We start from the raw sequence: 24,404 nt of genomic DNA on the forward strand, positions 1-24,404 counted from the left end.
AGAATTCTCGCTATGTAGAAATGAACATGCAGCTTGAGGATTTTCTGAATATCGACTTGAGGCAGTCTTACACATAAAAAAATCGAGTAGGCTCTTGCCAACTCTAGTAGTCCTGCTGGTTGACGGAATCACAAACAAGCTTGGCCGATTTTTTAGGGACGGCACGTTTTGGGCGCAAGCGGAAAAACTAAATCGCTATCTCTGACTTCGCGTGAGATAATGAAATTTTATTAAGAAATTAGTGTTAATGAGTAGCAACAGTCTACTTCACATTTACATATTATATGTAAATTTTTATTTGTTGTCGTTTGATGAGGCTTGCTTTGTGGATGCAAATGAATTTCAATAAATTCTGAAGCTAGCATCGTTAACTTGAGATTTCGTGGCGTGATGGAGTCAGAGAAAAAGTATGAAATTTAAGCAACTTGTTCCCAGTCTGTTGCTGAGTAGCGCCATCGTAGCGTTGGTTAGCGCTCCTACAAGAAGCCAGGAAATATCATCAATTGCAGTTGACAAGAGCACAGCATCTGGTGAAAAAAGCGATGCTTCTTCAGGAACCGCTCTTGGCGATGCAAAGAATCAACAATCACGTCTAGCAACCAATTCCGGGTTGGTTAAACCGATAACAGACATTCGGCGAGTCAGTGAGATAGAACGTCCAGCTAAAAGTGCCAAAATGCTGGTGCAATCGCCAACCCCACAAGCAACACCTACTTCACCAGTCGTGCAAGTCACCTTCGTGAAGGCAAATCCCACCTCCAAAGGTTTGGAACTGGTTTTACAAACTTCCAAAGCTGCTACGTTGCAACTACAGAACCGCACTCAAGTTAATAGTAATAGCTTCATCGTTGACATTCCCAATGCTCAACTGCGTGCACCAGGTGACAGACCCTTCACATTCCGCTCACAAAAACCAATTGCGGGTGTAACTGAGATTACAGTGACTAACTTTGATGCCAATACTATCCGAGTGACGGTGATAGGTGAAGCGAGTCCACCAGTGGTGGAGTTGTTTGATAGTCCAAAAGAAGGTCTGATCTTCAGCGTGTCAACTGCTGCTTCCATTGCACAACAACAAGGGCAAACGCAACCAACTGGGCCACAAACTGGGCCACAAACTCAACCAGAGAATCAAACCCAACCAAGTCAACCATCAGCTTCTGGTGACGAACCGATTGAACTAGTGGTGACAGGACAGCAAGATAGTTATCGTGTTTCCGATACCACAACTGCCACTCGAACCGACACAAATCCACGCGATATTCCTCAGTCAATTCAAGCCATTCCGCAAACAATCATCAAAGATCAGCAAATCACCCGGATTGGCGATGCAACACGCAATGTTAGTGGCGTGACTCAACAAGGGGGCTATGCTGGGGGTTCGGATAATTTCAATATTCGGGGATTTACAACCTATGACAACTTGAGAAACGGTTTTGCTGTTCAAAGTGACCTTGTGAATCCGACTAACATTGAGCGGATCGAAGTTCTCAAGGGTCCAGCTTCGGTGCTATATGGACAGTTTGAGCCGGGAGGTGTGGTGAATTACATTACCAAACAACCACTTCGTGAGCCTTACTACTCTGCTGAATTTACAGCCGGAAGTTTTAGCACTTATCGTCCCTCCATTGATATTTCTGGACCGCTGAACTCAGACAAAACGTTACTGTACCGCCTGAATACTGCATACGAAAACTTTGGTAGTTTTATCGATTTTAATCATCAGGAAACATTCGCGATCGCACCAGCTTTCACCTACAAAATTGGTGATGCAACAACATTGACGCTAGAGTATGAATTCCTCAAAGTTGATCGCACCTTTTATCGTGGTCTTACTGCCGATCCAATCGTTTTTAAAGCTCCTGTTAATCGTTTCTTAGGAGAGCCAGATGATCGTTACTCCAAAGAGACAAACTCTGTATTTCTTAACGTCAATCACCGCTTTAGTAAAAATATTCAGTTCCGCAGTGGCTTTTCTCTTACGGTTAGTAATTCTGAGGAATCAGCGTTTCAACCGGATAGCATTGTAGATGGTCGTACTGTGCAGCGAAGGTTTGGTGCTGGTCCGGAGTATTACCAAAACTATTCTCTGCAAAATGATCTCATCACTAATTTCAATACTGGTTCCATCCAACATCAACTTCTTGTAGGGTTGGAGTGGAATAAATATATCCGTGGCTATGATTATCTGCGAAGTACTGCTTCACTGACTCCCAGTATTGATTTATTTAATCCTGTGTATGGCGCTTCCCGCCCACCAGAGTTTGATGAAGCAGCAGAACGGGATCGTTATGACCGCAATACGATCGCCATTTATCTGCAAGATCAAGTTACATTGCTGCCAAATCTGAAGCTATTGGTAGGCGGCAGGTATGACTTTATTCACCGCAAAAATCGCGTGCAACAGCTGGATTCTTTAGGTAGAGACCCGATTGATGATGCTACAGTTGATCGGTTGTATGATGAGGCTTTTTCACCTCGCGTCGGCATTGTTTATCAACCGATTGAGCCGATTTCTATTTACGCCAGCTACACCCGCTCGTTTAACCCCAGTTCCTCGCGGACGGTAGATAGAACTCAACTGCCACCAGAACGCGGTACTCAGTATGAAGTGGGAGTCAAAGCGGAACTGATAAAAGACAGGTTATCTGCCACCTTTGCCGCCTATGATATCACCAAGGAAAATGTCGTTACAACCGATCCCACTCCAGGTAACTCTGACTTTTCTATTGCGGCTGGAGAAGTGAAAAGTCGCGGTTTGGAATTTGACATTTCTGGGCAGATTCTACCAGGCTGGAATGTGATTGCTTCTGCTTTTATCAACGATGCTTTTGTGAGTAAAGATAACAACTTACCAGTGGGCGACTCCCTGGTAAATGCTCCCGGTAGTGGGGCTAGTCTGTGGACAACTTATGAAATTCAAGACGGTAATTGGAAAGGATTGGGATTTGGTGGAGGATTATTTTATACAGGCGATCGCGAAGCTGAACTCCCCAATACGTTTAAAATCCCCTCCTATGTGCGGGCTGATGCCACCATTTTCTACAAACGCGATAACTGGAGGGTTGCGCTGAACTTTAAGAATCTTTTTGATACTCGCTATTACGATTCTCAAGGCTACTATCTGCTTCCTGGTGCGCCTTTGACTGTGCTGGGAACAATTTCTGTGCAGTTTTGATTATTGTAAAGGGGAGGGAGGATAATTCTTCCCTCAATGCATCGAGAAGATTAAAGGGGGTAAAAAAATCCAGCTAAGGAGTGGCGAGCATGAACATGAACCGGAAAAAACTACGCGATATCGTTTTTTCCCTGCACCAATATATCGGTTTTTTTGTTGGGCTGTTGCTAATTCTCATTGGCTTGACAGGTAGCCTGTTAGTATTCGAGCAAGATTTTGACCACTTTATGATCGCCCAACAGTATGGACATATTACTCCCCAACAGGTGCAGGTAGTATCCCCAGAGGATGTGGTGAATACAATACAGGCGAAATATGCCGCGCGAAGTGATCTGCATCTTTTTCGTATTTATTTGCCAGATACTCCTTCTTCTCCCTACCTTGGGCAGTTGTCAACTACTGACGATCACCGGACAGAGGTTTTTCTCAATCCTTATACAGGGAAAATAATAGGTGAGCGGATATCGGATCACACCCTAATCGGTATGATGCTTAGTCTGCACTACAGCCTGATGGCAGGTGAAACCGGAACTATAATTGTTGGAATTGCTGCCTTTTTAATGTGTATGCTGAGCATCACAGGTTTAATTCTTTGGCCCGGTTGGCGTAAGCTAATTGCAGGCTTCAAAATTAAGCTTAATGCTCATCCCCAAAGGGCAAACTTTGACATTCACAAAGTGGTTGGGATGATCACTGTGGTGTTTATATTCCTAACTGCCTTTACGGGCTTTTGTTGGAACTTTAGCTTCACTTCGCCGATTATCTACGCCGTGACATTCACTCCAGAACCATCCGAACCAGTATCCAAACCAATTCCTGGTAAATCGACCTTAGGACTAACAGAACAACTAAAAATTGCTAATGCTGCCTTACCGAGTGCTGTGACCAAAAGCATTTACTTGCCTGGAAAACCAGAAGATGCTCTACAAATTCGCATGAAGCTGCCGCAGGAAAGTTCAGATTATGGTGATAGTAATGTTTATCTTGACCAGTATACAGGTGAGGTTTTGCGGGTTGATAATGCTTTCAAATTGCCGTTAGGCTCGCGCGTCCTCAACTCCTTTATTCCCCTACACTATGGTACATTTGGTGGCTTACCTACTCGCATTCTCTACGTGTTTGTCGGACTTGCACCGTTAGTTCTATTTATTACTGGCTTTATGATGTCGTGGTATCGACATTGGGCTAAACCTAAAAGAGGCGATAGTGCAAAGGAACTATCACACAAACAATGAAAAAGAATTAATAACTGATACCAATTTGAAAAAAGAATGCGACAGATACACACTCCCAAACCTAAGTTTCGTCTCGGCTTTCTTCATTTTGCAAAAAGCGATAATATCCAGGTTTCCCGGCGCAAAACTTTTCAAGACGAATTTTGAATGAGCGAATTTTGAATTGGTATGACCACTGCAAATCTATAATCCAAAACTATATAAGTGCGTACTTTCATTATTATCTGGCTCGGTCAGGCTGTTTCCATAATTGGTAGTAGTATGACCGCATTTGCCTTCACTCTCTGGGTGTGGGAACTCACAGGTCAAGCTACAGCACTAGCATTGTTTGGTTTATTTACGCAAGTGCCGCAAGTCTTAATTACTCCCATAGCTGGGGTGATTGTGGATCGCTGGAACCGTAAATACTTAATGATCCTTGGCGACACGGTCAGCGGGTTGTTGACCATCACTGTCTTACTACTTTACTCAAGTCATAATTTACAATTATGGCATTTATACTTGGCTGTAGCAGTTCAGGGCACATTTGTGCAAATTCAAGAACTAGCATACTTGGCATCAGTATCAATGATCGTGCCCAAACAGCAGTATAGTCGCGCTAGCAGCATTGCCTTCCTGGCAAATTCCAGCTCTGATATAATTGCACCAGCATTGGCAGGTGTTCTCTACGTAGTCATTGGTCTTGCTGGTATTTTAATTATCGATATCACGACTTTTGTGATTGCTGTCAGCACACTGGTACTAGTACGTATCCCACAACCTACTATTGCACAAGCAGAAACGCAAAGTCACACAAACCTGAAGCAGGAGCTTTACTTTGGCTGGGACTATATTACTGCACGCCCCAGTCTGCTTGCCATGCTAGCATTGATGTCGCTGTTTTGGTTTACCTATAATCTTGGCAATTCACTTTCCTCTCCCCTGATTTTGGCACGTAGTGGTAATGATGCCAAAGTATTAGGTATTGTAGCTTCAGCAGCAGGGTTGGGCGGCATTATTGGGGCCTTGCTCGTCAGCACTTGGGGTGGTTTCAAGCGTCGAATACATGGAGTGTTGCTGGGTATGGTGGGTGCTGGCTTAAGCCAAACAGTGTTTGGTCTGGGGAGAGTACCGTTGATTTGGTTTCCTGCGAAATTCTGTTCATCTCTCAATTTTCCAATACTTGGCAGTGCCGATGAGGCTATATGGCTCAGGAAGGTAAGACCTAACGTGCAGGGGCGTGTTTTATCTACCCACTCCCTAGTTGAGCGGGTTGCTTCAACAGTAGCATACTTGATAGCTGGACCACTAGCTGACTACGTTTTTGAACCAGCAATGATGTCAGGGGGAAGTCTGGCACCCATCTTGGGTTGGATATTTGGCACGGGAAAAGGCGCGGGCATGGCAGTGTTGTATGTTCTCTCTTCACTCGGTTTGTTACTTGTTGGTTTAAGTGGATACGCCTTCCGCACACTGCGTGATGTGGAAATCATCCTGCCAGACCATGATACCAGTGCAGAGTAGTTGGTGGCGGCGTGTCAAACGAGCTTAGAATTCTTTGATTCGGAAGTGAACATGATTACCCAAGATTCTTTAAGTAATTGCCGTTTCTGCTGTATTGTTTCTAAAGCTAATGGCGAAGATCCGATTGGCTCGGCACCCACTTACGAACACTGTCTGGCGATGGAGATGGGACTCCCTTGGACTGAAAAACGTTGGCAGGAAAATCCTGTGCTCGCCAGAGCGATCGCTTTCATCGAAAAACTGATTTCTGAGCATGGGATCAAGATTCGAGGTCAGTTGCTCGTTCCAGATAAAGAATACTCCTGTCCTGGTTACACTCGCCTACTATATTACCGCCGAGCTGCAAAGCTTTTTGCAAGGTTTGAAAAGTATGAGTTTCTCATCCCTGATTCTGAAGTTGGCTCTTTCGTGATGGCGTTATTGGAAACATTACTTCAGTCGCCAACTGTGCTGCCTGATTGGGAGCAGTATCAGCAACAATCCAGTCACATTCGTGAGTTAATGGTCTGTACTGATGGCAATGTTGATGTTGCCTGTGCCAGGTTTGGTTATCCCATCTATAGCAAGTTACGCTCTGAATTTGCTACTGCTTCTAGTGGAAAACTGCGTGTGTGGCGATGCAGCCATTTCGGAGGACACCAGTTCGCACCTACCCTCATTGACTTGCCTTATGGACAGTACTGGGGTCATTTGCAGCCAGAAATATTGGAACTCTTGGTTTGGCGAAATGGTTCTGTCACAGGGTTATACCCGTTTTACCGAGGTTGGGCTGGTTTATCAAAGTTTGAGCAAATTGTGGAACGTGAGATTTGGATGCAAGAGGGTTGGAACTGGCTCAATTATCACAAAGCTGGTCAAGTTATGGCAATGGATGAACCAGATGAAGAGTGGGCCCAAGTACGCATTAATTTCTCGGCAGAAGATGGAAGTATTAAGGGTGCTTATGAAGCTAGAGTCGAGGTAAACGGTTCTGTCATGACAGCTTGGGATTCAGGGGATAAGCAACCGTTAGAAGAAGTGAAGCAGTATCGTGTCAGTCGTTTGGTCAAAGTGAAGTAGCTCTGCGCCAAATTGAATATAATTTTCCACAGATGCAATCTTTAAAACTGACGATTTATGCAACAAAATAAAGTAAGAAAAGCCGTGATTCCAGCAGCTGGTTTCGGGACTCGGTTGTTTCCAGCAACTAAAGTCGTAAAAAAAGAACTTTTCCCCATTATCGATAAAGATGGCAGGGCAAAACCTGTGATTCTGGCAATTGTTGAAGAAGCTATGAGCGCAGGAATCGAAGAAGTTGGGATTGTGGTGCAACCACCAGACAAAGAAGTTTTTGCAGAGTTTTTTAAAAGTCCACCTAAAAAAGAACTTTTCGACAAACTTTCACCCCAAAATCAAGAATACAGCAAATATCTTCAAGAATTAGGCAGCAGAATCACACTTTTGACGCAGGAAGAACAAGAAGGTTACGGTCATGCTGTTTTTTGTGCTAAAAAGTGGGTGAAAGATGAGCCATTTTTGTTGATGTTAGGTGATCATGTTTACTCATCAGATGCAGAAAAATCCTGTACCAGTCAAGTTCTAGATGTTTACAGACAAGTCAATCAAAGCGTTGTCGGCTTGACAATCATGTCAGGAGAAATTATCCATAAAGCTGGCTGTGTGACAGGAACTTGGCACTTGTTTAACTTCCTTCTTTCACTCACGCAAGTTTATGAAAAACCTTCTATTGATTATGCCCGTCAACATTTGCGTGTAGAAGGAATGGCAGATGATGAGTTTCTCTGTATCTTTGGGTTGTATGTACTGACACCGAAAATATTTGACTTTTTGGAAGAACATATTCATCAAAATTTTCGAGAACGAGGAGAATTTCAGTTAACGTCTTGTCTGGATAGAGTGCGTCAACAAGAGGGAATGACAGGATATGTTGTCAAAGGAAAGTGCTTTGACACGGGATTACCAGATGCGTATCGCCAGACAATAATTGATTTTAGAATTTAGATATTTGGCGATTCGCCTACTTTAGGCGAAACACCAGTGATATCAAGTTCGCCTAATTAGTTACGATAAAACGACCTCACCCCCAGCCCCTCTGGGCGAGTTCACCAGAGGGGTGCCGGATAGCGTAGCGTGCCGTTAGGCATAGGGCGGGGTGAGGTTCTTCGTTTTTTATAACTGTTCATCCGAACTTGATATGATGAAACTTACAACAAAAAGTCCTCAGTAACCACAAGATTGTTGAAACTGACTTCAACCTTAAATTGTTTGCCTAGGGCTTCACTAAATTCTAACTGAATGACTTTATCAGCTTCCCTTGCAGTGACTTCCTCACTTTCTGACTCAGATGTGTTGGGATTAAGAGTCACTCTCAGCTTCAAACCAGGCGGTAGATATTCCTCATTGTGATGTTTTTGATAGCAATGAATAACCTGTACAAGCACATCAACTTCATTATTTTCCAACCGTTTTAGATTGACAACTAAAGCTAAAGTTTGACCATTTAGTAGTAGTCCAAAATCTAATTTTTTCGCCCCAGAATAATGTTCATTTATTGAGTGACTTCTTGCATAACCCCAAACATAGTTATTATCAAGCGTTTTCAGAATATTTTTGGTAGATTGCCAACCCTCTTCAAAAACTTCAAGCCACCAATTGGTTAGGTTAACTAGTGTTTGAGTAGAAATACTTGTAGGCTGAGTTATATTTCGTATCTCTGTATTATTGACTTCAACTACTGATGGTAAAGGAATAGCAGTTGGTGACAAGAAACGTGAGTATAACAAGAGATTGTTTATTTCAGAATCAAACCAAGAAAGCGGTAACTGATAATAACTATTAGATTTTACCTCCAAATTAATTGATTGCCAATATTTAACGAGTTCGTCATAACGCAAAAAACCATGAATATTTAATTGTTCTTCCTCTTCTAAAATTTCCAGCAAGACATAGAAGTGAGCAACCCTTTTTGGTGAAGTGATAATTTTTTGTGATACAGTGACAAAATCATCAATCAGATTATCTATGATAATTAAGCAAAGGCGAAATTCACCAATATTGAGATAACAAACATCATCAATTAGATTCTCACCACTGTCTTGATTAATTTTGAGATTTGGATTTCGTTCTTTTAGGTAATTTTCAAAGCCGAGTTGTGCTAATGCGTTTAAATAAAATTTCCATTGGCTAATCTCGCCGAATTGGTTAAAATTATTCTCGCTGATGACTTGTGCTTCCTCAAAAAAATCTGGTTCTAGCAAAACAACTTTTGGGGAAAATATTATTCTCCTCTTTTGTGTTGTAAGTATAGATTTTTCAGATATATTCATCTTTTATCTCCCCATTGATCATCTCATGAAAAAGCAATGTATATTTGTTAGTATATATCTTGTTTATGCTGCGTAGGATGAATCACTAAGGTAAACGCAGATTTGTTTAGCGAATAAGCTATTTTTACTTTGTTTTTTCCCACTAAGTAATTCTGCTTTTGCCTGTTTGAATGTTTGATTCCAGGCAAAATCTCTAATTTCCGCAACAATATTTTTTAGAGATTCAGGTTCCTGAGAAATTCTTGTTGACTGAGATTGATTCAGCGATTGTAAAAGTTTCTCCAAAAAAATCTCCTCTGTTCGATACTGGACAATTTCCAAAAAATTTTCTAACTGCATAATACGTCTGGCTTTACTCCATTCGATTCCCCAATGTTTACCAATTTCACTTAAGGATATACTCTCTTGGTAATAAAGTCGCAAGCCTTCCGGTAATCGTTGAGCAAAATTTTTGTAACCTTTACTTTTTTTCAAATCTTCAATCCGCTGGTGAATCACCTCTCCTATTGTTTCATATAACACCTGTTCAAACAAGTCTTTACAGATTTCTTGTAATCTTTCAAATTCTACGTCCTCCGGCTCGCGGTCTGTATGATAAGGTAATTCTGGATTGGGAAAATAATCATTGGTTGAATTATCATACACTTCCATAGGTACAGTTTTGGTACTACCTGTTTTTTTGTAAAGCCAGTCTTGACGTAAGCTTTCTGCTATATGTTTGAGATGATAAATTAATGTATTCTGAGAAATAATAAGATTTTTTTGCTGCAACAAATACAGCATTTCTTGCAGTTGGCTTGGTGTTGGTTCAGAACAGCGCCCTTTTTGGCGTTTTTTTAGTCTGTCTCGTTGGTACACTGTTTTAAAAGCTTTTACAATTTCATAGTCTTCTGTTGAAAGAAGCCCAGACAAAGAACGGGTTACAGATTTACATAGTAGTCCCCAATCACTAGGAGTCGCTAACCCAAACTCCCACAAAAATGACTTAATTTCTTCATTCTGGCGGGTGAGTCTGTGAATCCAATTATCTAAGCTTTCGTTAGAGCCTAAGTTGGGATTAAAGCTGCGCAAAATGTCAACGCTAAAAAATTTTCCGCCTTTTGCTATGGGTCGAGTCGTGCCATCATGGTTATTCAAGATATATTGAGTTTTACCCTCACTATCTAAAATCACCAGTGCTTTACCATCATCGTTTAAAACGAAGGGAAGTAAATCGGTGTACTTAAAAAGATTTTCTGCACTGACATTGTAGATGTGAGGGATGGTTTTGCAGGTGATGAGAATTCTGTGTGAAACATAGCAGCGTAGACAAAGTCCGGCGATCGCACGTTGATAGATGTCGTCATCTAAACGAAAAATGTTCCACAAAACTGTTTGAACTTGTTTATTTTCTTCTGTCGATAGTGTGGGTTTGTTGCTTAAGTGAGGGAATTGTGTTTTCAAAAACTCCTTAGCTTTAGAGATTTCTCTGTGGTGTTTTAGATGAACATCTTTCCCTATAGGAAGTATCTGCATTTGCCAATATTTAGTTGGTGATGCCATAGTAATTTAAATTACTTAACGCTTGGTAAAACACGATATTGCGAAGCAGCACCAGAGACTATTTTTTGATTCATCTTCTGGGCGCTATATTTATATAGGTTTGATTTTGGGAAGATATGCAGTTTTGGGGAATGGGAAGCCGATGAAGGTAGATATACCAATTTACAGGCATTTTCAGGTAAATAGACCACAGTCATAGAGGTGCAATGCCTTGCATCCTTAAAAGTGGTGTAGTTCATTTATGTGAAAACTGCTAGCTCATAAATTTTGGGCGAACGCACCCAACAAAGAGGAGCACGATCGCGCTCCTGGAAAAAAGAACATATGCTTTGACTCTGGGTATTTAGGTAAAGATACTAAATATTAGTACTTATATTAACTTTTAAGCGTATCCGAGATTTGATTTTAATTCTGCAAGCCAATTTTGAGCATATTTGTTAGCTAGAGGTTTTACAATCTCTCTACCAACCATTTCTTCCATTATCTCATCATTGATGAGATAATAGATGATAGCCTCAAATTTATCAAAGTAAGTCGTTATCAAACCTGCCTTTGCTTCTTCAGATAAACAAGAATTTGCTGTTAAGTTGCATAGCTCATTAAACAAATTTGCTACTGTTTCATTGCTAAGTAACAAATCTGCTACTTGGTTGCTTATATCCCCTGGTATAAACATTTCACTAATTCCATCAAGACTAGCCCCAACTGAACGACCCAGAGCTTCGCCTGCGAATCCAGCTATAGAACCTCCAGCTGCCAAGATAACAAACTTAACGGCATATTTTTTAACCAACTCTTCTGACTCTAAATATTCTTTTTCTTCATCAAAAATAAAGTCGCTTAAAACGTATCCAGCAGCCCCACCTAGAGGACCTGCGGCTACACCTCCAACTAATCCCAACCCCATCTTTGCCAAAAGTTGTATCATGATGATTACTCCAAAACTTTTTTGTTGAGCAGAAAGAGAAACTTAAAGTAATTGTTTTCTCTGCTTCCACTTTTAAATAAGTTCAGGTTCAATCAACCCATACACTTAGTTGAAATAGTTGATATAATTCTCAATAAATAAAAGAGCTACATTTATAACCGTTGGCGAGAGTGGGCGACTGGTGCAAGATGTTGGTTAACGTTTCTGAGTGCCGATACCGTCACATAAAGTGCGATCGCTTGTTATCCACCTAAAGATATAAGTAAATGTGACTAAACTTCCATTTGGGTCACACAAGTGTATAAGTCGATTGGACTTAAACCTATTTAAAAGTAGAAGCAGGAAAACAAGCAATTAGCTTGAGTTCCTCCTTCTGCTTAAAAGAAAATCACACCATCAAAAAAAAATTCCTATGAGCATCAAACCTGATTTGCAACAAAGTTTCATGACTCAATTGCTGAAAACAAAATCATTCACACGAACAATCAACAAACTTTCTGCTATCGGACTAGTGGTGTGTTCACTTTTAACAACATCATTTTTAACACCCGAATCTAGCTACGCTAACAGTGTCTTCAACAAAAAAGATTCTGCTGTTGTCCAAACAAAGCAGAACTCTGGAGTTAGGGGAAATTACAAAGACTTTTTGACAGCACTTGCAATAAGAGAAACAGGACAACAAAATCCACCTACTAACATTGAGAACCAGTTGGGTTTTATAGGCAAGTATCAATTCGGAGAAGCCTTACTGAAAGATCTTGGCTATTACGACACCCCTAATCCCTATATTGGTGGAGCAAATGGTGTAGACAGGAATTATTGGCGCGGTACATGGAGAGGTAAAAATGGGATTAATAGCAAGCAAGATTTCCTTAATAATAAGAATAATGTGCAAGAAATAGCTATTCAAGAAGCTATGCAATACAAGTGGGGCTTGATCAAAAATCAACTCAATGGACGTTCCATAAAAGAATTTATCGGACAACAACGAGGAGGAGTAGTCGTCACAGCATCCGGAATTCTTGCAGCGGCGCATCTGCGTGGGGAAGGAGGAGTTGCCAAGCTGCTGCTGAGTAACCAGGGTTCTACAGATGAAAATGGCACTTCTATTCTCGCCTACTTAAGGGAATTTGCCGGATACCAAGTCCCTTTTGATTAGGGGAAACACTGTCAGCGTCATTGGAATTCTTTTGTGCTTTTAGTCGTTCACTTTTGAATTCCAATACCCTTGCATAAAGTGCTATCGCTCTTACTCACTTTTGGATTGTTTTTCAGATAATCGTGCACCCAACTGCAACCATCAGCCAATAGTTGATTTGACTCCAATCCCAAATTCCAGATAATAATTTTTCCGGCTTTGTCGGCTGAAATAAGGTGATTGCCATCGGGGCTGAAATTAATGCTCATGACAGAATCACTATGTCCTTTGTAAGTTTTCAATTCTTTACCGTCAAGACTCCAGAGTTTAACAGTCTTATCTAAACTACCAGTAGCAATTGTTTTGCCATCTGGACTAAATTTGACACGGAAGACTCCAGCTTCATGTCCTTTGAGAGTTGTGATTAATTTGATGAATTTACCTTCAAGCGTCCAAAGTTTGACAGTTTTATCCTCACTAGCAGTAGCAATCATCTTGCCGTTGGGACTGAAACTGACACTATGAACTCCATCTTGATGATGTGTAAGAGTTGTGATTAGTTTACCTTCTGTTGTCCAAAGTTTGACAGTTTTGTCCCAACCAGCGGTAGCAATCATTTTGCCATCTGGACTAAAACTGACGCTATTAGCCCCTTCTCCATCTTCATCTTTATCTTTTTTATGTGCCTTAATGGTGTGGAGCAAATTGCCATCTAAGCTCCAAAGTATGACAGTTCCATCATGACCAGCGGTAGCAATCATTTTGCCATCCGGACTAAAACTTACTTGCCAAATCCATTTTTTATTGTGCCCTTGGAAAGTTTTTATTTTCTCTCCTTGACGATTCCAAAGTATGACAGTGCCATCTTGAGTAGCGGTAGCAATTCTTTGTTTATTAGGGCTAAAACTGATGTGAGTAAACCATGTATCATGGCTACTGTCATCTAATTTAAGGGTTTTAATTAATTCACCTGAGCGCTTCCAAAATTTGACAGTCTTGTCCTTACTAGCGGTGGCATATTCTTTTCTATCAGGGATAAAACTTACGCAAAAAATCGCATCATTATGCGCCTGATGGATTTGATGTTTCTTCCCTTTTACTTGCCAAAGTTTCACAGTTCCATCTTTGCTAGCAGTGGCTATTGTTTTTCCGTCCGGACTGAAACTGACACTCCATATCCAATCTTTATGTCCGCTCATTAGGGTTTGGAGTTTCTCGCCAGATTCACTCCAGATGATAATAGTTTGGTCAGCATCGACGCTAACAATCTGCTTTCCATCAGGACTAAAGCTCACGCTAGTGACCGAATTTTTATGAGCATCTAGGGTTTTTATTTCCTTTCCTTCAATGCTCCAGAGTTTCACAGTTTCATCCCTACTAGCGGTAGCAATTTTTTGACTATCAGGGCTGAAACTCACACCCCAAACCCAATCTTTATGTCCAGCGAAGGTTCGCAGTAGTTTTCCATCCCGGCTCCAGAGTTTGACTGTTTTATCCTGACTGGTAGTAGCAAGAGTGTTACCATCAGGACTGAAACTCAGGTTTAAGATAGGCTGATCATGTCCCTTGAAGGTTTTGATTAATTTACCTTCAATTGTCCAGAGTTTGATATATCCCTTGGCATCAGCGCTAGCAATTGTCTTTCCGTCAGGACTAAAACTGACACTATAAACTTTTGTATTATGCCCCGTAAGGGTGGTCATTAATTTTCCTTCTGTTGTCCAAAGTTTGACAGTTCCATCCCAACTAGCTGAGGCAATTATCTTTCCTGTAGGGCTAAACTTGACGCTACGTACCCAATCTTGATGTCCTTTGAGAGTTTGTATCTGAGTCCCATCCAAACTCCAGAGTTTAACAGTTTTATCCCTACTGGCAGTGGCAATTCTTTGACCGTCGGGACTGAAACTAACGTCTGTCACTTCATCTGTATGCTTTTCCAGTCGATTGTGTTCTGTAACTTTATAAAGTGCCTCTTGTAAGAAAATATCAATCTGTTTTTGGATATCAGCTTTTTCCTGGTGTCTATAAAATGCTGGGAAAAAAGATGTTTCATTCAGTTTTCTGGATGCCTTCAAACTTTCTATGAGGGCATCAAAATCTTGACCTGAAGTCAAAAGTGCTTTACTAGATACACTAATAGCTTTGATTTCGTTCAAACGTGAATTCTGCCATTGCCACCATGCAGCCCCAGCTAGCATTAAGGTTACCACCAAACCACCAGTAAGCCCAAAAACAGTTAGCTGTCGTCTGCGCCTATGTTGGCTTTGCTCGTTATCCCACCGTATCATGCTACCAGTGATCAAATCTAGCTCTCGTGGTGTCAGTTCATCTCCCCGTTGTTTGTACCAATCTTGTGCGACTGCTAGCCGCGTTCCTTGTAATAAAGCTTCTGGATTTTTATTGCTATTTTCCCAGTCACGCATTTCTTGCTTGAGTCTTTCTTGCCAAATGCGAAACTCACGGTTAGCTTCTATCCACTCCCGCAGAGTTCCCCATTCCCGAATTAATGCTTCATGAACAATTTCTACTGTTTCTATCTTCTCAATTTCATCCCACCCAGTCACCAGCAAACGTTCATCAGCCAAACGTTTAACTAAACCCCAATTTTCATTCCCCACTTCGTTGCGAGTCGCCACACGCCTAGTGTCTTCCGTCCCTTCCCCTGGACGCACTAACTGAATAAAAACTCTTTGCGCTTGTTGTTTCTCTTCCTCAGATAGGTTTTTTAAAACTTCATCAGCGTGTTTTGCTAAACCTTTTTCTAAACCGCCAATTTCTTCATAAGCCTTGTGAGTCAAATACCAATTTTTCTGTTTTGACCAAAGCTGAGTTAAAGCAAATTCCAAAAGAGGTAAACGACCGGGGTGTTCGCCCACACTATTAATAAGTTTACTTGTTAACCCCTCCTCCAATTCCACCTTCATTTTTAAAGCAGGTTTTTCAATCGCATCTCGCAATTCCTTTTTGTCCATTGGAGTTAGTAACAATGGAGTGTATTCTTGCAAAGCCTTCCCCATTGGTTGATAATCAAGCACAATTCCCAAAAAATCTGCTCGCAGCGTCAACACCAGCGTAAATGCTGGAACAGATTTGACAGCCAAAAGTAGTACATTCAAAAAACTGTAACGTTCTTCTTGGGCAGCAAGAGTGTAAAGTTCTTCAAACTGGTCTGCCACTAACACCAAACGCTGATACCCTGAGGAGTGAATGATATTTTCGAGGAAATTGGATAATGCTGTCTCATCATGTCGCAAGTTGACCTCGAATTCTAGTTCTGCTAACCTGCTATTAGCTTCTCCTGATGCTTTTGGTTGTCGTTGTGCTAGGAATTGGCAATATTTGCTTAGTGCGATCGCCAAAGAATCAAACGGATTTTTCCCAGGACGAAAACTGACTATCTCCACATTCCCAACAGTTTTTAAATGGGGAATCAACCCTGCAAACACTACAGAAGACTTTCCACTCCCAGAAGCACCAACTACAGGAACTAGCGGTTTGCTGTTTACTGCTTCCACTAAATCTGCAATAAATTTATCCCTACCAAAAAAGAAGTCTGCATCTTTCTCTCCAAACGCAGATAAACCGTGATAAGGACATTCAGGAAGTTCACCAGAAAGTCCTCCCAAATCTTCCCAACTCGGTGGCGGTTCAGTTGTATTTTGACAGATAATTGGTAACCAGCTTACCCCCGGTAGCTGCTTTGCAATATCTTTGTCGTCTGCAAGTTCTTTGAGTTTATCTCTAGCTTCCCTAAGTGCAGTAAATAAAGATTGACCTTCTGCAAAAGAATTTAAAAAATATTTGAGAAACTTTTGTGCTAATTTATCTGGCACTTCTTCCCGCCAGACAATAATATAGGGAAGATTTAAATCTGCTAGTTGACTTGCTAAACCTAAACCATCGCAGGAATTGAAAATTGCTAATTTTAAACCTTTCTTAATTGCTGCTTTCAGTGTTCTTTTGATTTCTGACAAACTTAAACTATCATCGGGATTAATATTTATGATTCCTGTTTGACCATCACTTTTTGTTTCGCTATGACCTGCGAAAAATAGGATATCACAAGCTTCTTCCCAGAGCGCGTTAAAATCGGAACGGTTTGGTTCGGAAAGAACTATGAGTTCTGCTGCTCGTTTTTGCAATTTTTGCAGTAACTCTTTATCGGCACTAGTATCAATATTTTTACTATCTCCAAAAATACTAATAATCCTGGGTCTTCTAATTTTACTAGAAGTAGATAATTCTTTTGATGCCGTAGGACTTGCAACACAAGAGTGAAAACGAACAGCCGCTTCACAAGATAAATTTTGAGCCAAAAAATCCCATTCCTGCCAAGGCAGTCGATGTAAAATATCCTTGGTTATCTGTGAGTCAATTTTCTGTGTGTTGATAACCAAACGAATTTCTGGCTGGGGATGTTGTGACAATGCTTGTTTTAATTCTGATTGAATCGGGTAAAGCCACTGATGAAGGTGATTACATAAACGCTGGGCAGAATCGTAACAATCTGTATTGGAAATATGAGTAACTTGGTTCTTTTTAAAACCACCTCTAGAATGCTTCAGTAACGAGTAGTATTGCTCTTTCCAACGTTGATAGAAAACTGGAATGTCGGCATTTGGGGGTAATTGCACCCTTCGGCTGCGCTCAGGGTAAACTTCTAGTTGTGTGATGTTAAGCTGTGGGTTTGCGATCGTCACCTCAAGATTGAGGTTATCAAAACCGTGCTCAAAGTTTCCGTCACCAAACTCCAAGTTTACCCATATTTCCATAGACAACCAGCCTAAATAGTTTACTTAAAGCATTACTATTGTTTGTCTACAAATCAATTATACAGAAATCCGGTTTTATTTGGTCAGACCAGTGCTTGATAAGGGTTTCCCGACAGAGGATAAGAGCGTATCTCCTCCACCAGACGCTCTTGCAACGCCTTCTGGCGTGCGCTCTGCGCACACCCGATAGCCGTAAGGCGTGGCCGTTCCCACTAGGGTGAATTGACAAAGTAGAGGTAAGGAACTCTTAACAGGGAACACTTCGACCCTTTGACCCTAGCCCCGGAGGGGGCGCTACGCAAACGACAAAACTCAGGGCAGCGCAGCGCATCGCGCTTAACAGAAAGTGACCTAGTTTCGTCACAAATCAAATATGAGTCCTATAGAAAAAAATAAAAAGAAAAAATGATTAATAAATTGTAGAAATTACTATGACTTTTTTCATCCTTGTCTTTTACTAAGGTAGTATGCAACCCTGATTTTTTACTTATCCGCTGCTATTAATTGTTGCTAAATTTTATTGAATTCAGCTAAGCTTTAGCTCACTAGATATCTATATTCAGTCCGTTTTAACGGACTTTGCCTATGCAGCCCTGAACTGAAGTTCAAGGGGTACTCACGTCGAGGTGCAAGATCTAAGTTTGTTGAGTTTCGGCTTTATTGCTGAGGTATGTACCAATACGGTGGTGATAAGCTTTTTTTCTCAAGAACTACTTCACAGCAGTTTCGATGCACGAAAAGGGCTTTGGGGATAAGGGGAAGACAACAAAACCCTCCAATGCAGTGTCGCTTCTGCCCAGTCCAACAAATAATTTTTATTAACTGAATTGTATTAATGTATGTACCGAAAAAACCCATGAATCGTAATTCAGCGCTAATAACTGTTTCATAAAATCTTGAAAATGTTATTAAATAACAGTTTGAATGTCATCTTTACTTATAATGACCACGGATTAAACAAAGTATGAAAGAAACAAAATTAAAACATCATTTTTGTTAAATCATGACAAAACGAAATAAAAAAAGGCGTTACAACATTGATCAACACTAGTGATAGAAAAACACCATGTTGGAATCTCAAAATACCTTAAACTCTTCAAGCTTAGGAGCGACAAAATCTACGGCGTTAAATATTCAAGCCACAAATAATTTTGAGAAAGATGGTTTAAATACTTCGAGCCTGAGTGGCTCTTCACAATCTATATTAGATGCAGATCAAGAGTCTTATGATACAGCAATAAACCTTCCGCAGATTGCTAATCCTAATCCTAATCCCATATTTACAAGCGCAGCAATTTTTCCTGATTTTGATGGTAATGGAAAGAAGGACAAGCTTTGGCGTAACCCTCAAACTGGTGAAACCGCTATCTGGCTGATGGATGGTACAAATGTTGCCTCTCAGGGTGCGTTGAAAACAATGAGTTCAGATTGGGACTCTAAATTTGCTGATTTCAACGGTGACGGCAAAACTGACATCATCTGGCGCAATATCAAAACGGGTGATAACACCATTTGGCTGATGGATGGCACAAATATTACCTCTGAGGCAGCTGTGGCGAATGTCCCTACAGACTGGACTTTCAGTACTGGTGAGTTCAATGGTGACGGCAAAACCGACCTCGGATGGCACAATACAAAAACGGGTGAAAATGCTGTATGGCTGATGGATGGAACACAGGTTCTGGCTTCGTCTGCTTTGGAGGCGGTTAATCCAAACTGGGCAGGCACTATTGGTGATTTCAACGGTGATGGTAAAACTGACACCTTATGGCGTGATCAAACAACAGGTGAAAACACTCTTTGGATAACTAATGGTACCACCGTTACTAAAACTGCATTGCCAACGCTTGGTACAGATTGGCAGGCTAGTCTTGCAGATTTCAATGGTGATGGCAAAACCGACATCCTCTGGCGTAATGATAAAACAGGTGAGAACTCTACCTGGCTGATGGATGGCTCAAACGTTGTTTCTCAGACTGCCTTGCCGACACAAAGTGCAGGTTGGACATCCAGTGTTGGTGATTTCGATGGTAATGGTAAGACAGATCTGCTTTGGTATAATCAGCAGACAGGTGAGAGCAAGACTTGGATCATGGATGGTGCAAATGTTACCAGTGACACTGCTTTACCGACACAAAGTCCAGCTTGGAGACCAAGTATTAGCGATGTTGATGGTGACGGTAAGACTGATATCTTCTGGCGCAATTACGAAACAGGTGAGAACAAGGTTTGGCAGATGAATGGTTCTACCCCCACTGAATCTGCTCTGCCGACAATTGACAAAGCGTGGCAGACTGCCTAAGAATTTTTGTAGAATTCGTAATTTGTGATTCGTAATTGATTTGTTCTTGCGAGTCATCAATGAGGAATTATTTGGGATTTAACTGAAATGTTCAGATTCCTGACTTCTATAAGAAGTCGGGAATCTTGTTGTTGACACACGCGAGTGCGTGCCCGTAGGACTTATGATTTATATCAAGTTGCCTAATTACTTACAATAAAAAAATAAAAAGACCTCACCCCGCCCTATGCCTAACGGCACGCTACGCTATCGGGCACCCCTCTGGTGAACTCGCCCAGAGGGGATGGGGGTGAGGTTATTCGTTTTTTATAAGTGTTTATCCGGACATGATATTAGGACTGCGATAGCAGCTTTTTATAAAAGTAGTAGAATGCATCTTCTGTATAAATATGTCTGGTTTTCTGGCATGCTCACTGTAGGCGATGATAGCTATTTAATTCGAGGCTATATTGCACGCAATTGATAACTACTACGCTCATCTGTCTTATTAACAACATATTTGTTATTGGCAAATACAGTTTGATCACAAATAGCAAAAGTAACAGATGTTATGTCTTAACAGAAACATGCAAAAAAAACAGTTAAAAAAATAATGAACACTAGTCATAAACAAACATTATGTTTGCATCTGAGACCTTGGACTCTTCTAGAAGTACTAGTGCACTCCAATCTCTCCCAATCTCCGATAGTTTTATAAACACGGATGGTTTGAATTCTGTTATAGGCATTGGACGCTCTTCTTTGCCATCACTGCTAGAAGATTCGATACAGCCTGTAGATGCTGTCACTACAAAAACAAATTCCAATCCTAATCGTTTGTTCAGTAGTACGGGAATTGTTGCCGATTTTAACGGTGATGGCAAAACGGACAGATTCTGGCGCAATTCTCAAACAGGTGAAACTGCTGTTTGGCTTATGGATGGCTCAAAGCCGACAGCCGGATCCTTACCGAAGCTAGACTCATCTTGGGACTTTGCTTATGCCGATTTCAACCGTGATGGCAAAACTGACATCTTTTGGCACAATAATCAAACGGGTGAAAACTCCATTTGGCTGATGGATGGCACAAAAATAGCTTCTGCGGTTAATTTGGAGAAAGTCGATCCATCGTGGACTGCTAGCATTGCTGATTTTAATGGCGATGGTAGAAGCGATATTTTCTGGCACAATCAGGCAACGGGTGAAAATGCTACTTGGTTAATGGATGGCACAACAGTAACCACTGCAGCTTTTTTGCCCAAAACTGATTCACAATTGTCTTACAGTATTGTTGATTTCGATGGTAATGGCAAAAGCGACATCTTTTGGCGTGATCAAACAACGGGAGAGAATGCTATTTGGTTTGTAAATGGTACCGACACATCAGAGTATTCTCTATCGAAAGTAGATCCGTCTTGGAATTATAGCCTTGGCGATTTTAACGGCGATGGTAAAACCGACTTGCTCTGGCACAATAATCAAACGGATGAAAATGCTGTTTGGCTGATGAATGGTATTTTCGTCAGTTCAGGTTCTCTGGACAAGAAAGATTCTTCCTGGAAATCTAGTATTGGTGATTTCAACGGTGACGGCAACAGTGACATCTTGTGGCATAATGCTCAAACTGGTGAAAACACTGCTTGGTTGATGGATGGCACATCCGTTGAGACTGCAGCTTTTCTGCCCGCAACTGATCCAGCTTGGCAACCCAGCATTGGCGATTACAATGGTGATGGCAAGAGTGACGTCTTCTGGCGTAGATACGACACTGGTGAGAATAATATTTGGCAAATGAATGGTACAACAGTTTCTGGATCTTCTACAGATACTGTTCCTGTTGAGTGGTCTGTTTTCTAGAAATTTGTGGTGATGCAGATTATAAACAATATACACGTAGATGATGGAGTTATCATCTGCGTGCATGTTTTTTTATCTTTTCATCCTTTCTTCTAAGGCTTCTCGTGCGTGTTCTCGGTCGTCAAAATGGATTTTTTCTGTTCCAAGAATTTGGTAGTCTTCGTGACCTTTTCCGGCAAGTAAAACGCCGTCTCCGGGTTGTGCTTGCAATATGGCAGTACGAATGGCGGTTGCGCGATCGCCCATCACTATCGGCTTTACTGTTTCTGGAATTCCTTCTAAAATATCGTCCAAAATCCTTTGTGGGTCTTCAGTACGGGGATTGTCGGATGTCACCACAGCGACATCTGCTAATTCAGCTGCGATTTTACCCATTTTCGGGCGTTTGGTGCGATCGCGATCGCCTCCACACCCAAACACGCAAATCATTTTCCCTGGAATAAACGCTCGCGTTGCTTTGAGCAAATTCTCCAAACTATCTGGTGTGTGGGCATAATCCACAATAACGCTGATATCTTGCTCCGGAAGAATTTGTACTCTTTCCATCCGTCCCGGAACTCCGGGAAACTCAGGTATCACAGATGCGACTAACTGTAAATCTAATCCCAAGTGTAAAACGGCTCCTACTGCTGCCAGTAAATTTTCTAGGTTATATTGACCAACAAGCGGTGAACGAAAAGCAACCTTACCTTTTGGTGTGTGTAATGTACCACTGACACCATTTGGTTCGTAACTCAGGTTACTCATCCACAAATCAGCTGTAGAATCATTGACACTATAACTCCACACTTTCTCTGGCTTCAAGGATGCTATTAACCGCTTGCCGTAGGAGTCATCAGCGTTAATGATTGCGCGTCCCTTAAGATATTGAGGACTAAACAGCAGTGCTTTTGCTGCAAAATAATCTTCCATATTAAGGTGAAAGTCCAGATGGTCTTGGGTAAGATTGCTAAACACCCCGACCTCGAACTGACAACCCAAAATTCGACCCTGCGCCAAAGCGTGGGAACTCACTTCCATCACTCCGTACTCATTCCCAGCATCAAAAGCAGTCGCTAGCTGCTGTTGCAGTTCGACTGCAAACGGTGTTGTATAAGCAGCAGTTTGGACAAAACCATGCCAACGAGTGTAGAGAGTGCCCATTAAAGCTGTTGGCAGATTTGCTTGATGCAGAAAATACTCAATCAGGTGGGTGATTGTGGTTTTACCATTTGTGCCCGTCACACCTACAAGTTTGAGTTTTTGCCCAGGATAGTCGTGGAAGGTGGCTGCTAATTGGGCACAGGTTTTTGTCATGTCATCAGCAGTGACAACACAAGCAGATGGTGTCGGTGGATGTTTCTGTGCTGCTTGAGGAGAAATAATTGCAGCTACAGCACCAGAGGCGATCGCACTTTGCCAAAAGTCACCACCATCAACTCGTGTTCCAGGCATCCCAATAAACAAATCTCCCGCAACGCAAGCATGGGAATTTGTCTTTAAATTCTTGATTTCGGCATCCATTGCTGGATGTTGTGGTAACTGCACAACATCATCTACAGTCGCTAGTAACTCCCGCAGTTTCATTTTGTGAACCTCGTCACACATTCTGATTTTGCTTATTTTGCACTATGTTTTCTATTTATACAAATACTTTGAGTTAATTGAATTGGGAATAAGCAACAGGGGTTTTTAGGTAAAAATTTAAACCCCCACCCAAAACTTGCCACTTGATAGTTGTGGAAGTAACAGACTCTCACAAAAGGGGAACAGAATTTCCTGTTCCCAATAATCGCTGTTCCCTTATTGGATCAATTGGAAAAAACTTTTCGATTAACTGTACTTGGCTTATCTGCTATAAAAAAAAGAAGTGGGAGCAGGCATACCAAACGCCATTAATGCTCCCACTTACCATTTACCGCTGAAGAGACAGGAATATGTACAGACATTGCCAGTGATTTAGGGGGCTAATGTGCAGGTTAACGACAATGCCTGTACGAGCTAAATATTCCTGGTGCGGCAAATGTAAACTTGATTATTCATATTGATTTCTCTCAACAACTAGTCAGTAAATCATTTGGTGATATACTTTCTGTTTATTTGGTGATTTTTGGTAGAAGGTGTATCACACTTTATGGTATGTGATACACCCTGATAACAACACCCTTGAAGTCGTTTACCTTCTTTAATTTAATCGATTTACTCATAGCTTGGTTGCCACTTTGGCAGTTTTTTTATTTTTTGAAAGCTCATCAATAACAACATAATTTTAGATTTTATCTTTGAAAAATTCTTTATTTCATATTACTCAAGTTAAGTAAAGAAAAAAAAGAGTGGGAGCAAGCATACCAAACGCCATTAAAGCTCCCACTTACCATTTACCGCTGAAGAGACAGGAATATGTACAGACACTGCCAGTGATTTAGGGGGCTAATGTGCAGGTCAAGGACAATGCCTGTACGGGCTGAATATTCCTGGCGCGGTAAATGTAAACTTGATTATTCATATTGATTTCTCTCAACAATTAGTTAGTAGATCATTTGAGGATATACTTTCTGTTTCTTGGGTAAATTTTGTGAAAGATGTATCACACTTTATGGTATGTGATACACCCTGATAACAAAACCCTTGAAGTCGTTTACCTTCTTTAATTTAATCGATTCAC

The 24,404-nt window shown here is 41.2% G+C and carries 13 protein-coding genes; 8 read left to right on the forward strand and 5 right to left on the reverse strand.

The features are described 5' to 3' along the window. Positions 1-409 precede the first annotated feature (409 nt). From DP114_RS25170 to DP114_RS25190, 5 genes are all read left to right on the forward strand, one after another. Entirely contained in the window at positions 410-3,178 is a 2,769-nt protein-coding gene (locus tag DP114_RS25170; protein ID WP_246162753.1) for a TonB-dependent siderophore receptor, read from the forward strand. Positions 3,179-3,267: 89 nt separating this feature from the next. After that, positions 3,268-4,413: a PepSY-associated TM helix domain-containing protein gene (locus DP114_RS25175; RefSeq protein WP_318284223.1), complete on the forward strand. Its 1,146-nt coding sequence runs from the start codon at positions 3,268-3,270 to the stop codon at positions 4,411-4,413. Between the two features lie 204 nt (positions 4,414-4,617). Continuing rightward, a complete protein-coding gene (locus DP114_RS25180) occupies positions 4,618-5,916 on the forward strand; it encodes an MFS transporter (RefSeq protein WP_171977416.1) in 1,299 nt (432 codons plus the stop codon). A 51-nt stretch (positions 5,917-5,967) separates the two neighbouring features. Further along, positions 5,968-6,975, forward strand: coding sequence for a sucrase ferredoxin (locus DP114_RS25185; RefSeq protein WP_171977417.1), 1,008 nt, complete (start codon positions 5,968-5,970; stop codon positions 6,973-6,975). A gap of 57 nt (positions 6,976-7,032) precedes the next feature. Further along, positions 7,033-7,917: a UTP--glucose-1-phosphate uridylyltransferase gene (locus DP114_RS25190; protein WP_169263553.1), complete on the forward strand. Its 885-nt coding sequence runs from the start codon at positions 7,033-7,035 to the stop codon at positions 7,915-7,917. Between the two features lie 203 nt (positions 7,918-8,120). On the opposite strand, the gene DP114_RS25195 is transcribed toward DP114_RS25190, so the two are convergent. The 3 genes from DP114_RS25195 to DP114_RS25205 all read right to left on the reverse strand — a co-directional run bounded on the left by DP114_RS25195 (position 8,121) and on the right by DP114_RS25205 (position 11,712). After that, positions 8,121-9,242, reverse strand: coding sequence for a DUF1822 family protein (locus DP114_RS25195; RefSeq protein WP_171977418.1), 1,122 nt, complete (start codon positions 9,240-9,242; stop codon positions 8,121-8,123). Between the two features lie 63 nt (positions 9,243-9,305). Further along, on the reverse strand, positions 9,306-10,784 hold the full coding sequence (locus DP114_RS25200) for a hypothetical protein (RefSeq protein WP_169268193.1): 1,479 nt from the start codon (positions 10,782-10,784) through the stop codon (positions 9,306-9,308). Positions 10,785-11,166: 382 nt separating this feature from the next. Continuing rightward, positions 11,167-11,712 (reverse strand): hypothetical protein, encoded by a 546-nt coding sequence (locus tag DP114_RS25205; RefSeq protein ID WP_169268192.1) that lies wholly within the window; start codon positions 11,710-11,712, stop codon positions 11,167-11,169. A gap of 412 nt (positions 11,713-12,124) precedes the next feature. Between DP114_RS25205 and DP114_RS25210 the strand changes: the two genes are divergently transcribed. Next, entirely contained in the window at positions 12,125-12,871 is a 747-nt protein-coding gene (locus DP114_RS25210; RefSeq protein WP_169268191.1) for a hypothetical protein, read from the forward strand. Positions 12,872-12,918: 47 nt separating this feature from the next. On the opposite strand, the gene DP114_RS25215 is transcribed toward DP114_RS25210, so the two are convergent. Next, entirely contained in the window at positions 12,919-17,622 is a 4,704-nt protein-coding gene (locus DP114_RS25215) for an nSTAND1 domain-containing NTPase (protein WP_171977419.1), read from the reverse strand. A 1,066-nt stretch (positions 17,623-18,688) separates the two neighbouring features. Here DP114_RS25215 and DP114_RS25220 point away from each other — a divergent pair. Both DP114_RS25220 and DP114_RS25225 read left to right on the forward strand, forming a co-directional pair. Continuing rightward, a complete protein-coding gene (locus DP114_RS25220; protein WP_169268189.1) occupies positions 18,689-19,924 on the forward strand; it encodes an FG-GAP repeat domain-containing protein in 1,236 nt (411 codons plus the stop codon). Positions 19,925-20,542: 618 nt separating this feature from the next. Continuing rightward, positions 20,543-21,760 carry an FG-GAP repeat domain-containing protein gene (locus tag DP114_RS25225; protein ID WP_169268188.1) on the forward strand — a complete coding sequence of 406 codons (1,218 nt, stop codon included), beginning with the start codon at positions 20,543-20,545 and terminating at the stop codon, positions 21,758-21,760. A 72-nt stretch (positions 21,761-21,832) separates the two neighbouring features. On the opposite strand, the gene DP114_RS25230 is transcribed toward DP114_RS25225, so the two are convergent. Beyond that, on the reverse strand, positions 21,833-23,326 hold the full coding sequence (locus tag DP114_RS25230; RefSeq protein ID WP_171977420.1) for a UDP-N-acetylmuramoyl-L-alanyl-D-glutamate--2,6-diaminopimelate ligase: 1,494 nt from the start codon (positions 23,324-23,326) through the stop codon (positions 21,833-21,835). Positions 23,327-24,404 lie beyond the last annotated feature (1,078 nt).

It is taken from the genome of Brasilonema sennae CENA114 (assembly GCF_006968745.1).
Lineage (GTDB): Bacteria > Cyanobacteriota > Cyanobacteriia > Cyanobacteriales > Nostocaceae > Brasilonema > Brasilonema sennae.